Below are 14,152 nucleotides of genomic sequence, written 5' to 3'. Positions count from 1 at the left end.
GTGTTCAGACACAAACCTCGGGTATCAAGGCTTGCGCAACAAATAAGTATCCATAATCCAGCCATTAGCCTGCCGCGCGGCCTTGCGCGTGCGCTCGATGTCATCGGCCACGTCCCCCAACCGACCGGCGATGAGGATCTCATCCGGCGTCCCCACGTAGGCGCCCCAGTAGATGTGCGTATCCGGATCGCTCACCTGGCGGTACGCATCCTCGGCATCGAGCATCACCACCACGCTCGCCGCCTCCCCCACCTGCCCCGCCGCCAACCGGCGGCCGGTGGTGATTTCCAGCGAACCACCGATGCTGTTCAATGGCACTTTATGTCGCGCCGCGAGGGCCTGGACGCTGGTGATACCGGGTATCACCTCGAACTCGAAGGCACAGCGACCCGCGTCGAGAATCGCTTGCAGGATGCGCACGGTGCTGTCGTACAACGACGGATCGCCCCACACCAGAAAACCACCGCACTGCCCATCAGACAGTTCTTCATCGATCAATCTTTCGAAGGTGGCCTGCTTCGCACGGTTCAAATCCTCGACACTGGCGGTGTAGCCCAGGTCGCCGCGTTGACGCTCAGGGCTGTAGGCTTCAACGAAGCGGTACGTACGATCAACGATGTAGCGCCGACAGATTTCGCGTCGCAGGTCCAACAGCTTGTTCTTGGCGGATCCTTTGTCCATGAGAAAGAACACGTCTACCCGATTCAAGGCTTTCACCGCCTGCATCGTCAGGTAATCCGGATCGCCCGCACCGATGCCGATGATGGATAACTTCTTCATTACGGTGACTCCTGGCCAGACCCCTGGGTGCGCAATCGCCACACCCCGTTGAAGCGCAACTCGATGGCGGACAGCGGTTCGATGTCGATCCGGTTGAACGTGGCGGGCGGGCAATGCAATACATTCAGCAGGGCCGCGCGGATCACGAACGGATGGGTGACCGCCAGCAACTGTCCCGGTTGGGCTTCCAGGCTTGCCAGCCAGGCCCCGACACGGCGACACAACCGGGCGACAGATTCGCCGCCATGGGGCGCGGCCTCGCAATCGTCGAGCCAGGCTTGCAGTGCTTGCGGTTCGGTCTTGAGCAACTCATCGATGGAGAGCCCGCGCCAGCGTCCAAAATCGCAATCGGCCAAAGCCTGAACCACGCGGGGCTCGTCGCCGAACAGCGCGGCCGTCTGGCGCGTGCGCAATTCCGGCCCGCAGAGCAATTGCCGGACGTTCCGGTAGCCGTGGCCGGCATCCGGGCGCTGCGCCAGCCAGTCGGCGTCCAGCGGCTCCTCCAGCCCGAAGCGCGCGTGTTTCTGAGCGACGGTGCGGGCATGACAGATCAGGGTCAGACGGGTTGTTTGCACGCAGGGTTCTCAGGCAATTGGAAGGGTTTATGGGCGCAATGCTCACACTTTTCCTTGTACAGCACCTTATATGAAATCAAATAACCGAGACAAAAAGGCGTTATGTCTGACACTGCCAGAAGCCTTGACTGACGTACCTGACCCATGCAGCTAAGGCCCATTCCTACAAGGGTTTCGCACCATTTACGGGTATTTTAAACGGAACGTAAAAAGCGCTGGACATGTAGCACCAGCTACATAAATACTATTTTCATCAGTTATGAAAGAAATCCAACACCCATCCAGGCAAGGAGCACGGATGCCGCCTCTCAGAGACCTGATTACCGATCCCGGCCTGGTTTTGACGCCGTCGGAACGCAAGGTCGTACGTGCACTGCTTGATCACTATCCGCGCAATGGCCTGGGCCCGATGTCGCGCCTGGCGGACCATGCCGGTGTAAGCGACCCGACCATCGTACGGTTGGTGAAAAAACTCGGATTTGGTGGTTATGCCGAATTCCAGGAGGCGCTGCTCAGTGACATGGACCATCGCCTGCGCTCCCCCCGCACCCTGTTACAACCACGGGCCAAATTGCAGCAAGGTGACACCTGGAGCCAATACCTGGCGGCCAGTCAACGTGCGCTCATCGACACCCAGGCCCTGACCCAACCCGAAGACGTGCGCATTCTTGTGCAATGGTTGCTCGACAGTCGACATCAGGTGCATTGCTTCGGCGGGCGCTTCAGCAGCTTCCTGGCCGACTACCTGCTCAACCACTTGCGCCTGCTGCGCGCCGGCTGTTTTGCCTTGGAAGACAACGCCCAGTTGCCCGACCGGCTGTTCGACGTACAGCGCCAGGACCTGGTGCTGATCTTCGATTATCGTCGCTACCAGGCCCAAGCCTTGCGCGTGGCCAGCGCGGCCAAGGAACGTCACGCCCGGGTCGTGCTGTTCAGCGACGTCTACGCTTCGCCGTTGCGAGAGCTGGCTGACCTGATCATCAGCGCCCCGGTGGAATCGGTCTCGGCCTTCGACAGCCTGGTACCGGCGCTGGCCCAGGTCGAGGCACTGATCGCCTGCCTGACCCTGCAATGCCCTGACCTGGCCGAACGCCTGGAAGGTATCGACGCCTTGCGTACGGAATTCAACACGCACCTGTTGGAGGAAAAATAAGGATGTTCTCACTCCCCCACCGTTCCCCCCGGGATTTGCCGTTCACCTGCGACCACACGGCATTGCTGCTGGTGGACATGCAACGCGCCTGGCTGGAACCGCAATTCGATGCCCATCTGGACGCGCCCGAGGCCGAGTATTTCATCCGTCGGGCCCGCCAGCAGGTGATTCCCAATCAGCAGCGCTTGCTCAACGCGATGCGAGTGGCGCAGCAAAATGTGCTGCACACCCACATCGAAAGCCTCACCGCCGATGGCCGCGACCGCTCCTTGGACCACAAGCTGTCGGATATGCACCTGCCCAAGGGCAGCCCCGAGGCGCAGATCATCGCCGAGCTGGCGCCGCTGGAAAACGAAATCGTGCTGCCCAAGACGTCCTCGGGGGTCTTTAATTCCACCAACATCGACTATGTGCTGCGCAACCTGCAGACCCGCCACCTGATCATCGCTGGCATCGTCACCGACCAATGCGTCGACATGGCCGTGCGCGACGCCGCCGACCGCGGCTATCTGGTCACGCTGGTGGAAGATGCCTGCGCCACTTACACCGAACAACGGCATCTGGCCTGCCTGAACGCGATCAAGGGTTATTGCTGGATCACCGATACCGACAGCGTACTCGGTCGTTTGCAGGAGATGCAGCCGTGAGCCACCTTGATACCGCAGCGCCCCTGGCACCGCTGCCCGTCACCACCCTGGCCTGTACCGACCTGATCGGTGTGACCCGCGGGCGCTCGTTTCCCAGCGATGAACTGCCCCACTACCTCATCGCCGGTTGCGGCTGGGTGCCGGCCAACAGCGCGCTGACGCCCCAGGACATCATCGCGTCGACCAACCCCTGGGGGGCTTATGGCGATCTGCGGCTGGTGCCCGACCTGTCCAGCCGGGTGACCGTCAGCAACGGCCCCGACGCTCAGGCCCCGGCCCTGGATTTCATCCATTGCGACGTGCGAGAAACCGACGGCCGGCCCTGGGGCGCTTGCCCGCGCACGCTATTACACGACGAAGTGGAACGTTATCGCGCCGAGCTGGGCTTGCAGGTCTTCGCCGCGTTTGAACATGAGTTCAGCCTCAATACCTCCCTGCCCCAACCCGATCGCCTGGCTTTTAGCCTCCAGGCCCAGCGCCAGCAGGCCGGGTTCGCCGGATGGTTACTCAGCGCCCTGCGTGCCGGCGGCGTCGAACCGGAGATGTTCCTGCCTGAATACGGCAAGCATCAGTACGAAATCACCTGCCGCCCGACCCTGGGCGTGGCCGCCGCCGACCGTGCGGTGAACGTGCGGGAAATCACCCGCGAGATCGCCCGGCAAATGGACCTGGAGGTGAGCTTCGCCCCCAAGACCTCGGAACATGCCGTGTGCAACGGTGTGCATCTGCACCTGAGCCTGCAAGACCTGAGCGGTGAGCCCGTGCTCCACGACGCCGCAAGCGTCAACGGCTTGTCTAGCCTCGGCCGGCACTGGGCCGCCGGTGTCCTGCATTATCTGCCCGCGCTGTGTGCGCTGACCGCGCCGACGCCGGTGTCCTACGAGCGCCTGCAACCCCATCACTGGAGCGCCTCCTACGCCTGCCTCGGGCAGCGAAACCGCGAAGCGGCGCTGCGTATCTGCCCGACGGTGAGCCTGGGAGGGAAACCAATAGCAAACCAGTACAACCTGGAGTTCCGCGCCATGGACGCCACCGCCTCGCCGCACCTGGCGATGGCTGCGCTGCTGATCGCCGGGCGACTGGGCATCGAACAACGGCTGGCGCTCAATGCTGTCACCGATGAAATACCCGACGAATTGAATGAAGAGCAACGCAGGGCCCGTGGCATTATCGCCCTGCCGACGACCCTCACCCAGGCACTGGATTGCCTGCGCCACAGCGGCGCGCTGCTCGAAGCGCTGCCCGGGCCACTGGTCGAAACCTACTTCGCCCTCAAGGCCCAGGAGCTGGCCTTGACCCAGGCACTGTCACCGGCCCAATGGTGTGAGCACTATGCGCGAATCTATTGAGTGTGCTGAAGCGGGTCTTTACACCGAACCGGCCTATCGGTTGGTCCGGAAAGACTCCGAGCACCCGTTGCTGCTGGTGTGCGAACACGCCAGCCGGCTCATTCCCGACGTGCTGAACGACCTGGGGCTGGATGAGACAGCGGCCCACGAACACATTGCCTGGGACATCGGTGCGCGGGACCTGGCCGAACGCCTGTCCGAAACCCTCGGCGCGACCTTACTGTTGGCCAATTATTCACGGCTGCTGATCGACCTGAACCGCCCGCTACACGTGTCGGACAGCATCCCGTTGCAGAGCGAGATTTACCAGATCCCGGGTAACCAGACCCTGAACGAGGCCACGCGTGAATATCGTCGGCAGTGCCTGTTCCACCCCTTCCATGACCAACTGCGGGCGTTGATCGACCAGCGCCTGGCCGCCAACCGGCCGGTGCGAGTGGTGGGCATCCACAGTTTCACGCCAGTGTTCTACGGCCAGCCGCGCGCCCTGGAGGCCGGCGTGCTGTTCGGCGAGGCCAAGGATTATGCCCAGCGCATCGTCGACGGGCTGAGCCGGCATTCACTACGAGTGGCGGGCAACCAACCCTACAAGATCAACCCGTTGAGCGACATGACGGTCCCGGTGCACGGCGATGCACGCGGCCTCGACTCGGTGTTGGTCGAAGTACGCAACGACCTGCTGTGCAGCCCCGAGGCGGTGCGGACCTGGAGCGCTTATCTGGCCCCATTGTTGTAGGAATCAACAGCAAGTTTTTAGCCACAAGCGGCAAGCAAGAGCAACCAACACACAGCTGAGAAGGAGAACGGCTTATGAGTATCGAGGCATTTGGCTACAAACAGGAGTTGAAGCGCAGCCTGTCGCTGACGGATCTGGTGGTGTACGGGATGATTTTCATGATCCCCATCGCACCGTTCGGCGTGTATGGCTACGTCAACGCCGAGGCGCCGGGGATGGTACCGCTGGCGTATATCATCGGCATGGTGGCGATGCTGTTCACCGCATTGAGCTATGGCAGCATGGCCCGGGCGTTCCCCGTGGCGGGTTCCGTCTATTCCTACGCGCAACGGGGTCTTAACCCACACGTAGGGTTCATCGCCGGCTGGCTGATGTTGCTAGACTACCTGCTGATCCCGCCGCTGCTGTATGTCTACGCGGCCATGGCGCTGAATCATTTGTACCCGGACATTCCCAAGGTCGGTTTCATCCTCGCGTTTCTGGTAAGTGCGACCTTCGTCAACCTGCGTGGCATCACCTTCACCGCGCGAATGAACATTATCTTTCTGCTGGCGCAATTGGTGGTGCTGGGGATCTTCCTGTTCTACGCCTGGAATGCCCTGCACGGCGGTGCCGGTAACGGCCAACTGACCCTGGCCCCGCTGTACAGCCCGGAGCACTTCAACTTCGCCCTGTTGATGCAAGCCGTGTCGATCGCCGTGTTGTCGTTTTTGGGGTTCGATGCCATTTCCACCCTGGCCGAAGAAATCAAGGGCGACCCGGGCCGCAGCGTCGGCAAAGCGGCGCTGGTGACCTTGCTGGTCATGGGCGCGATTTTCGTGGTGCAGACCTGGATCGCCACTGACCTGGCGGCCGGCATGGGCTTCAAGTCCGCCGACACCGCTTTCTATGAAATCGCCGAATTGGCGGCCGGCAGTTGGTTGGCGACCTTGACCGCTGTTGCCACGGCCCTGGCGTGGGGCGTGGCCGTGGCGATCACCTCGCAAGCCGCCGTGTCGCGCCTGTTGTTCGGCATGGCCCGGGACGGCAAGTTGCCCAAGGTGCTGGCCAAGGTCCATCCGAAACACAACACCCCGTACTTGAGCATTTATCTGGTGGCGGTGCTGTCGCTGCTGATTTGCTACCTGTTCATTAATGCCGTGGACACCCTGACCTCTCTGGTCAATTTCGGTGCCTTGAGCGGTTTCATGCTGTTGCACATCACCGTGATCAATCATTACTGGCGCCGCCAGCGGTCCGGTCAGGTGATTCGCCATCTGCTCTGCCCGCTGGTCGGATTCGTTATCGTCGCGGCGATCATGTACAACATGGGCGTGGATGCGCAGAAACTCGGCCTGATCTGGGTTGCCGCCGGCGTGGTTTATCTGTGCGTGCTCAATAAATTCGGCACCCGTACTGCCTTGCCTGAGCCGTCCGGTCAATGAGGTCCGGTGGTCGAAGGGTTCGGCCGGCCGCGGTTACAACGCGTGGACATCGACAGTGATCGTCAAGCCCGGTGCCTGCCACCGGGCCCTCTGGAACAGGAGTGCAATCCATGCTGGCCTTACGTCCAGTCCAATTAACCGATCTGCCGCAGTTGCAGCAACTGGCCCGTGACAGCCTGGTGGGTGTCACGTCGCTTCCAGACGATGCCGAGCGGCTGCGGAAAAAAATCCTCGACTCGTGCGCCTCGTTCGAGGCCGACGTGCAAAGTCCCGGCGGGGAAAACTATTTTTTCGTCCTGCAAGACCTGGCATCCGGGCGCCTGACAGGCTGTTCCGAGATTCTCTCGAGCACCGGTTGCAACGAGCCGTTCTACAGCCTGCGCAACCGGCCGTTCTCCAGTGAATCCCGGGAGCTGAACATCCAGCACGGCGTGCCGGCGCTGTCGCTGTGCCAGGACCTCAACGGCCAGACGTTGCTGCGCGGCTTTCACATCGACGCCGAACGGGTGCGCACGCCGGAGTCGGAGCTGCTGTCCCGGGCCCGGCTGATGTTTATCGCCGCTCACCCCCAACGTTTTGCCGAATCGGTGATCACTGAAATCGTCGGTTTCAGCAGCGATGAGGGCCAGTCGCCGTTCTGGGACGCCATCGGCCAGCATTTCTTCGACCTGCCCTACGCCGAAGCCGAACGGCTGTGTGGCCTGCAGAGCCGTACCTTTCTCGCCGAGCTGATGCCGCAATACCCGATCTATGTGCCCATGCTGCCGCAGGCGGCCCAGGCCTGTATCGGTCGGGTGCATCCCGACGGCCAGGAGGCCTTCGACATCCTGGAGCGCGAGGGTTTCGAAACCAACAGCTACGTGGACATCTTCGATGGCGGGCCGACGTTGCATGCCCGTATCGCGGGCATTCGCTCGATCACCCAAAGCCGTATAGCCACTGCCCGGCAAAGCCCGCTGGTTGAAGCCCGTGGCCGTTATCTGGTGAGCAATGATGGCCTGGGCGATTACCGGGCCATCGTGGCCGAGCTGGACATCGATCCGCTGGGTACCGCTGGCCTGACGCCTGACAGTCTGGCAGCACTGGGCGTCGCCGATGGCGAGCGAATCCGGGTGGTTGCCTTATGAACCTCACGCCAGCCCGTGTCCCGCATCAGCACATCGGCCGACCCGATGAAGGAGCTGCATCATGATTGTCCGCCCGGTCGCCATTACTGACCTGCCCGCGTTGCTGGACCTGGCCCGCAGTGCAGGCCCTGGGTTCACCAGCCTGCCGGCCAACGAAGAGCGCCTGGCCCATCGCGTTCGCTGGGCCCAGCGGACCTTTGCCGGCCAAGTCGAGCGGGCCGATGCCGATTACCTGTTCGTGCTCGAAGACGATGACCGGCAAGTGGTCGGTATCAGCGCCCTGACCGGTGCGGTCGGGCTGCGCGAGCCCTGGTACAACTATCGGGTCGGGGTCACCGTCAGCTCGGCACCCGAGCTGGGCATCCAGCGGCAGATCCCGACGCTGTTCCTCAACAATGAGATGACCGGGCAGTCGGAAATCTGCTCGTTGTTCCTGCATCCCGAACAGCGTCGCGGTGACAATGGACGCCTGTTGTCCCTGGCGCGCTTGCTGTTCGTTGCCGAATTTTCAGCGCTATTCGGTGAAAAGATGATCGCCGAATTGCGCGGCCACGCCGACGAGCAAGGTTGTTCACCGTTCTGGGACAGTCTGGGACGGCACTTTTTCAAGAAAGATTTCAGCTACGCCGATCAGTTGTCCGGCATGGGCAGCAAGTCGTTCATTGCCGAGCTGATGCCGCGCCAGCCGCTGTATACCTGCCTGCTTACCCAACAGGCCCAGGCCGTGATCGGCAAGGCCCACCCGAATACCGAGCCGGCCCTGAAAATTCTTGGCGCCGAGGGCTTCAGCCATAAGGGCTATATCGACATTTTCGACGCTGGCCCGGTGATCGAGGCACCGGTTTCGAAGATCCGCACCGTGCGCGACAGCCAGTCGTTGACTGTGGCCATCGGCACGCCGGACGAACAGGCACCGGTCTGGCTGATCCATAATCGGCGCCTTGAGAACTGCCGCGTGACCAGCGCGCGAGCGCATTTGCACGGCCGCAGCCTGCTGGTCGACCGTCACACCGCCAAACGCCTGCAAGTGCAACTGGGTGACACGGTGCGCGCCGTGCCGTTGCTCAGGCAGGGGCAACAGGCGGTGGCGGTGGCGGCGTAAGCTTCAGGCTTTACGCTTGCCGCCGCTTGCCAAGCTTCGTGGGATCGACTTCGGCCAGTCTGTCCCTGTAAATTCGTCATCATCCTCGGTCGTTCCGCGTGGTAGCTTTCCATCCTTCGGCGTTGACACTTTTGCTCAAGCCTTTCCATTCCATTGGTGGAACTCATATGTCCAGGCTTTCCCATCAAGATTTGCGCAGTAACTTCCGTCAACTGCTGGCTTCCAAAACCTGCTACCACACCGCCTCGGTGTTTGACCCGATGTCGGCGCGCATCGCGGCCGACCTGGGTTTTGAAGTTGGGATCCTGGGAGGCTCGGTCGCGTCGTTGCAAGTGTTGGGCGCGCCGGACTTCGCCCTGATCACCCTCAGCGAATTCGCCGAACAGGCCACCCGCATCGGCCGCGTGGCCCAACTGCCGGTGATTGCCGACGCCGACCACGGCTATGGCAATGCCCTGAACGTGATGCGCACCATCATCGAACTCGAACGCGCCGGCGTGGCTGCGCTGACCATCGAGGACACCCTGCTACCGGCTCAGTTCGGCCGTAAATCCACCGACCTGATCGGCGTGGCCGAAGGCGTCGGCAAGATTCGCGCAGCGTTGGAAGCCCGGGTCGATCCGGAAATGGCGATCATTGCCCGTACCAACGCCGGGATTTTGCCGGTCCAGGAAATCATCAGCCGCACCCAGCAATACGAACGTGCCGGGGCAGACGGGATTTGCATGGTGGGTGTGCAAGACTTCGAGCACCTGGAGCAGATCAGCGAAAAACTGAATGTGCCGCTCATGCTGGTGACCTATGGCAACCCGCTGCTGCGTGACGACAAACGCTTGGCCGAGTTGGGCGTGCGGGTCACCATCGACGGCCACGGCGCCTATTTCGCCGCGATCAAGGCCACCTACGACAGCCTGCGTGAACAGCGGCAGATCTTCACCCAGGCGTCGGACCTCAGCGCCACCGAACTGACCCACACCTACACCCAGCCCGAGGACTACATCCGTTGGGCTGAGGAGTACATGAGCGTCAAGGAATGAGCTGACTCGCCCCATAGGATTTGCGTGTGGGAGCAAAGCTTGCTCCCACAGAGGCTCGTGGTGGGCCACATCTTAGCGCTCGCTACGCAGCATCTCCTTGGGCACGTACTTGCCAATCTCGAACTTGCCAATGGCAGCCCGGTGGACTTCATCCGGGCCGTCGGCCAGCCGCAGGGTGCGTTGCATGGCGTACATGTAGGCCAGCGGGAAATCGTTGGAAACCCCGGCCCCACCATGAATCTGGATCGCCCGGTCGATGACCTTCAAGGCCACGTTTGGCGCAACCACCTTGATCTGGGCGATTTCGCTCTTCGCCACTTTATTGCCAACGGTGTCCATCATGTACGCCGCTTTCAAGGTCAGCAGGCGGGCCATGTCGATTTCCATCCGCGAGTCGGCGATCTTGTCGACGTTACCGCCCAAGCGCGCCAGCGGCTTGCCGAATGCGGTGCGGCTGATGGCACGTTTGCACATCAACTCCAATGCGCGTTCGGCCATGCCAATGGACCGCATGCAGTGGTGAATCCGGCCTGGGCCGAGGCGTCCTTGAGCAATTTCAAAACCACGCCCTTCGCCCAGCAGGACGTTTTCGTACGGCACCCGCACGTTATCGAACAGCACTTCGGCGTGACCGTGAGGCGCATCGTCGTAGCCGAACACCGGCAACGGTCGTACGATTTTTACCCCGGGCGTGTCCACCGGCACCAGAATCATCGAGTGCTGGGCATGGCGTGGCGCGTCGGGGTTGCTCAGGCCCATGAAGATCAGGATCTTGCAGCGCGGATCGCACGCGCCTGAGGTCCACCACTTCTTGCCGTTGATTACCCACTGGTCGCCATCGCGTTCGGCGCGGGCGGCCATGTTGGTAGCATCCGAAGAGGCGACGTCCGGCTCGGTCATGGCGAAGGCCGAGCGGATCTCGCCTCGCAGCAGCGGTTCGAGCCAGCGCTGTTTTTGTTCTTCATTGGCGTAACGCACCAGCACTTCCATATTGCCGGTGTCCGGCGCCGAGCAGTTGAACGGCTCCGGCCCCAGCAACGAACGGCCCATGATCTCGGCCAAAGGCGCGTATTCCAGGTTGGTCAGCCCTGCACCCAGCTCGGACTCAGGCAGGAACAGGTTCCACAGGCCTTCAGCTTTGGCCTTGGCCTTGAGCTCTTCCATGATGGCCGTGGGCTGCCAGCGGTCACCTTCGGCCACTTGCCGCTCGAACACCGCTTCGGCCGGGTACACGTAGGCATCCATGAACGCGGTGACACGTTCACGCAGTTCCTGAACCTTGGGGGAATACGCAAAATCCATGAGCAGCACCTTCTTTGGCAGAGGTTGTTTAGGTCATGAAATCGATGCTAGATCAGCTACGAAAATTTACCTAACCTATTCTCGGCGTGTATTAACATTCATCACCGATATATGTTTCACTGATTTCCATCGCCACCCGGCACCTCACAACAAGCCCAAGAATAAGAGTGCAGCGCCATGAATCTGAGCAAGGTCGACCTCAACCTTTTCATCGTCTTTGACGCGATCTACACCGAAGCCAACCTGACCCGCGCCGGGCAGATCGTCGGCATCACTCAGCCGGCCGTCTCCAACGCCCTGGCACGCCTGCGGGAAACCTTCAACGACCCGCTATTCGTGCGCACGGCTCAAGGCATGGTGCCCACGCCCATGGCCCAGAACATCATCGGCCCAGTACGCAATGCCTTGTCGCTGCTGAGGGTGTCGGTGCAGGAAAGCCGGATTTTCAACCCGTTGCAGGCCGTCAAGACCTACCGCATCAGCATGACCGACCTCACCGAAGGCGTGATCCTGCCGCTGCTGTTCCAGCGCCTGCGGCGCCTGGCGCCGACCGTGGCCATTGAGAGCTTCCTGTCCAAGCGCCGTGAAACCACCAAGGAACTGGCCGCCGGCCGCCTCGACTTCGCCGTCGATGCCCCGCTCAACACCGACCCGCAGGTGCGCCATGTCAAGCTGATGGAAGACCGTTACGTGTGCGCCATGCGCAAGGGACATCCGCTGGCGGGCAAGGACAAAATCAGCCTCGATGATTACCTGTCCCAAACCCATGTGCATATTTCCAGCCGTCGCAACGGGCTGGGTTATGTCGACCTCGCGTTGGGCAAGATGGGCATCCAACGCAAGATCGCCCTGCGTTCCCAGCATTACTTGATGGCGTCCCAGGTATTGCAGCAGACCGACATGGTCATGACCGTCCCCGAGCGCTTTGCACGTCGTCACGATTTGCACGCCTTCCTGCTGCCGGTCAACGATGTGCCGCCGGTCGAAACCCACTTGTACTGGCACGAAAGCACCGACCAGGACCCGGCCAACCGCTGGATGCGCGAGCAGATGATCGAGCTGTGCCAGCAGGTGACGGCGCATGAGAAGAAGCTTGATAAGGTTTAGCCGATCAAAACTGTGGGAGCGAGCCTGCTCGCGATGGCGTTGGGTCAGTCAACATTGATATTGGCTGGTCCAGCCCTATCGCGAGCATGCTCGCTCCCACAGGTTTTGTGTCCCCAGTCCGAGACCTCACTGCTTGACGCGAACGTCAACCTGCCATTAGCTTAGCGCCAGCCCCTTTCGTTTCGAGCCCCTCCATGAGCAGCCAGACCTACAGCATCTCCGACCTCGCCCGCGAATTGGATATCACCACCCGGGCCATCCGCTTCTATGAAGAGCAAGGCCTGTTGAGCCCGGAGCGACGCGGCCAGGAACGTATCTATTCGCCGCGGGACAAGGTCAGCTTGAAGCTGATCCTGCGGGGCAAGCGCATTGGGTTTTCCCTGGCCGAGTGCCGCGAGCTGATCCAGCTCTACGATCCCTCCAGCGGCAATCAGAAACAACTGCACAGCATGCTGGCGAAAATCACCGAACGGCGGGAACAACTCGAACAGCAACTGCTGGACATCGAACAGATGAAGCTGGAGCTCGACACCGCCGAAGAACGCTGCATCCAGGCCCTGGAGCAGACGATCAAGGGCCAGGAAACCATCCAATAACGACGCGCCCCCTATCACTACAGGTCAATCCCATGTCCCTCCCCTCCTTTGTACGCCTGATCGAAGTCGGCCCCCGCGACGGTCTGCAGAATGAAGCGCAGCCCATCAGCGTCGCCGACAAGGTGCGCCTGGTGGATGCCCTGAGCGCCGCCGGCCTGGGTTACATCGAAGTCGGCAGTTTTGTCTCGCCCAAGTGGGTGCCGCAAATGGCTGGCTCCGCCGAGGTTTTCGCACAGATCCAGCGCAAACCCGGTGTCACTTATGGCGCCCTGGCGCCAAACCTGCGGGGGTTTGAAGACGCGCTGGCAGCCGGCGTAAAAGAGGTCGCGGTGTTCGCCGCCGCGTCTGAAGCGTTCTCCCAGCGCAACATCAATTGCTCCATCAAGGAAAGCCTGGAGCGCTTCGCGCCGATCATGGAAGCGGCCAGGCAGCACGGCGTCAGCGTGCGCGGTTACGTGTCCTGCGTGCTGGGCTGCCCATACGAAGGCGCGGTCAAGCCCGAGCAAGTGGCCTGGATCGCTCGCGAGCTATACGCAATGGGCTGTTACGAGGTTTCCCTGGGTGACACCATCGGCACGGGCACCGCTGGCGCCACGCGCAAGATGTTCGAGGTGGTTTCGGCTGACGTACCTCGGGACAAGCTTGCCGGACACTTCCACGACACCTACGGCCAAGCCATGGCCAACGTGTATGCCAGCCTGCTGGAAGGCATCGCGGTGTTCGACAGTTCCATCGCCGGCCTCGGTGGCTGCCCGTATGCCAAGGGCGCCAGCGGTAACGTCGCCACCGAAGACGTGCTGTACCTGCTCAATGGCTTGGGCATTGAAACCGGTATCGACCTGGACGCGCTGATCGCCGCCGGCCGGCAGATCTGTGACGTGCTCGGCCGCCCTAACGGTTCGCGCGTCGCCAAGGCCCGCGCCGCACAGTGAGGTGTTACCGCTCCCCTTGTAACAGCGGAAAAACGAGTAACACGGAAACAATTTGTCAGGCTTGGTCCGCTTGGTTTCTTGACCTAAAAATACAAGATATTGATTTATATAGATTTTTAAAAGTTGGCACGGCACCTGCTATATCTCTGACATAACAAGAATAAAAAAAAGCAGCAAACCCAATAAAAACAAGACGAAACGACTCTGACATAACAAAAACAACACGGCAGAGACGCAGCTAACAGATTTTTTTGGAGAGGATGTGCTTTTCAGGGTGCTTTCAGG

General features: G+C 61.3%; 14 protein-coding genes. 11 read left to right on the top strand and 3 right to left on the bottom strand.

What is annotated here, in order from left to right:
• Window positions 1-24: 24 nt before the first annotated feature.
• Window positions 25-780 carry a precorrin-6A synthase (deacetylating) gene (gene cobF / locus ACA047_RS10805; protein WP_497359152.1) on the bottom strand — a complete coding sequence of 252 codons (756 nt, stop codon included), beginning with the start codon at window positions 778-780 and terminating at the stop codon, window positions 25-27.
• Window positions 780-1,355 (bottom strand): histidine phosphatase family protein, encoded by a 576-nt coding sequence (locus ACA047_RS10800; RefSeq protein WP_497359150.1) that lies wholly within the window; start codon window positions 1,353-1,355, stop codon window positions 780-782. Before ACA047_RS10800 ends, cobF begins: the two co-directional genes overlap by 1 nt.
• A 298-nt stretch (window positions 1,356-1,653) precedes the next feature.
• Between ACA047_RS10800 and ACA047_RS10795 the strand changes: the two genes are divergently transcribed.
• From ACA047_RS10795 to ACA047_RS10760, 8 genes are all read left to right on the top strand, one after another.
• Window positions 1,654-2,508, top strand: a complete 855-nt coding sequence (locus ACA047_RS10795; protein ID WP_497359148.1) for a MurR/RpiR family transcriptional regulator — start codon at window positions 1,654-1,656, stop codon at window positions 2,506-2,508.
• 2 nt (window positions 2,509-2,510) lie between these two features.
• Window positions 2,511-3,155, top strand: a complete 645-nt coding sequence (locus ACA047_RS10790; RefSeq protein WP_497359146.1) for a cysteine hydrolase family protein — start codon at window positions 2,511-2,513, stop codon at window positions 3,153-3,155.
• Window positions 3,152-4,504: a type I glutamate--ammonia ligase gene (locus ACA047_RS10785; RefSeq protein ID WP_497359144.1), complete on the top strand. Its 1,353-nt coding sequence runs from the start codon at window positions 3,152-3,154 to the stop codon at window positions 4,502-4,504. Before ACA047_RS10790 ends, ACA047_RS10785 begins: the two co-directional genes overlap by 4 nt.
• On the top strand, window positions 4,488-5,240 hold the full coding sequence (locus ACA047_RS10780) for an N-formylglutamate amidohydrolase (protein WP_497359142.1): 753 nt from the start codon (window positions 4,488-4,490) through the stop codon (window positions 5,238-5,240). Before ACA047_RS10785 ends, ACA047_RS10780 begins: the two co-directional genes overlap by 17 nt.
• Before the next feature lie 74 nt (window positions 5,241-5,314).
• Window positions 5,315-6,664: an APC family permease gene (locus ACA047_RS10775; RefSeq protein WP_497359140.1), complete on the top strand. Its 1,350-nt coding sequence runs from the start codon at window positions 5,315-5,317 to the stop codon at window positions 6,662-6,664.
• Window positions 6,665-6,774: 110 nt separating this feature from the next.
• On the top strand, window positions 6,775-7,791 hold the full coding sequence (locus ACA047_RS10770) for an arginine N-succinyltransferase (protein WP_497359138.1): 1,017 nt from the start codon (window positions 6,775-6,777) through the stop codon (window positions 7,789-7,791).
• Between the two features lie 61 nt (window positions 7,792-7,852).
• Window positions 7,853-8,893 (top strand): arginine N-succinyltransferase, encoded by a 1,041-nt coding sequence (astA, locus tag ACA047_RS10765; protein WP_497359136.1) that lies wholly within the window; start codon window positions 7,853-7,855, stop codon window positions 8,891-8,893.
• Window positions 8,894-9,060: 167 nt separating this feature from the next.
• Window positions 9,061-9,930: an isocitrate lyase/PEP mutase family protein gene (locus ACA047_RS10760; protein WP_497359134.1), complete on the top strand. Its 870-nt coding sequence runs from the start codon at window positions 9,061-9,063 to the stop codon at window positions 9,928-9,930.
• A gap of 72 nt (window positions 9,931-10,002) precedes the next feature.
• Here ACA047_RS10760 and ACA047_RS10755 read toward each other — a convergent pair whose 3' ends face one another.
• Window positions 10,003-11,232 carry an acyl-CoA dehydrogenase gene (locus tag ACA047_RS10755; RefSeq protein ID WP_497359132.1) on the bottom strand — a complete coding sequence of 410 codons (1,230 nt, stop codon included), beginning with the start codon at window positions 11,230-11,232 and terminating at the stop codon, window positions 10,003-10,005.
• A gap of 177 nt (window positions 11,233-11,409) precedes the next feature.
• On the opposite strand from ACA047_RS10755, the gene ACA047_RS10750 reads away from it, so the two are divergent.
• The 3 genes from ACA047_RS10750 (at window position 11,410) to ACA047_RS10740 (ending at window position 13,867) form a co-directional block, all read left to right on the top strand.
• Entirely contained in the window at window positions 11,410-12,339 is a 930-nt protein-coding gene (locus ACA047_RS10750) for a LysR family transcriptional regulator (protein ID WP_497359130.1), read from the top strand.
• Between the two features lie 194 nt (window positions 12,340-12,533).
• A complete protein-coding gene (locus tag ACA047_RS10745; RefSeq protein WP_497359128.1) occupies window positions 12,534-12,935 on the top strand; it encodes a MerR family transcriptional regulator in 402 nt (133 codons plus the stop codon).
• 32 nt (window positions 12,936-12,967) lie between these two features.
• Window positions 12,968-13,867, top strand: a complete 900-nt coding sequence (locus ACA047_RS10740) for a hydroxymethylglutaryl-CoA lyase (protein ID WP_497359126.1) — start codon at window positions 12,968-12,970, stop codon at window positions 13,865-13,867.
• Window positions 13,868-14,152 lie beyond the last annotated feature (285 nt).

Source organism: Pseudomonas sp. LBUM1664 (assembly GCF_059695895.1).
This window is presented reverse-complemented; position numbering and strand designations above follow the sequence as displayed.

Excerpts from the sequence above, each read along its gene's own strand:
- ACA047_RS10750 (WP_497359130.1), top strand. The coding sequence starts at position 11,410 with ATGAATCTGAGCAAGGTCGACCTCAACCTTTTCATCGTCTTTGACGCG.
- ACA047_RS10740 (WP_497359126.1), top strand. The coding sequence starts at position 12,968 with ATGTCCCTCCCCTCCTTTGTACGCCTGATCGAAGTCGGCCCCCGCGAC.
- ACA047_RS10775 (WP_497359140.1), top strand. The coding sequence starts at position 5,315 with ATGAGTATCGAGGCATTTGGCTACAAACAGGAGTTGAAGCGCAGCCTG.
- ACA047_RS10795 (WP_497359148.1), top strand. The coding sequence starts at position 1,654 with ATGCCGCCTCTCAGAGACCTGATTACCGATCCCGGCCTGGTTTTGACG.
- cobF (WP_497359152.1), bottom strand. The coding sequence starts at position 780 with ATGAAGAAGTTATCCATCATCGGCATCGGTGCGGGCGATCCGGATTAC.
- ACA047_RS10790 (WP_497359146.1), top strand. The coding sequence starts at position 2,511 with ATGTTCTCACTCCCCCACCGTTCCCCCCGGGATTTGCCGTTCACCTGC.
- ACA047_RS10770 (WP_497359138.1), top strand. The coding sequence starts at position 6,775 with ATGCTGGCCTTACGTCCAGTCCAATTAACCGATCTGCCGCAGTTGCAG.
- astA (WP_497359136.1), top strand. The coding sequence starts at position 7,853 with ATGATTGTCCGCCCGGTCGCCATTACTGACCTGCCCGCGTTGCTGGAC.
- ACA047_RS10760 (WP_497359134.1), top strand. The coding sequence starts at position 9,061 with ATGTCCAGGCTTTCCCATCAAGATTTGCGCAGTAACTTCCGTCAACTG.
- ACA047_RS10745 (WP_497359128.1), top strand. The coding sequence starts at position 12,534 with ATGAGCAGCCAGACCTACAGCATCTCCGACCTCGCCCGCGAATTGGAT.
- ACA047_RS10755 (WP_497359132.1), bottom strand. The coding sequence starts at position 11,232 with ATGGATTTTGCGTATTCCCCCAAGGTTCAGGAACTGCGTGAACGTGTC.
- ACA047_RS10780 (WP_497359142.1), top strand. The coding sequence starts at position 4,488 with ATGCGCGAATCTATTGAGTGTGCTGAAGCGGGTCTTTACACCGAACCG.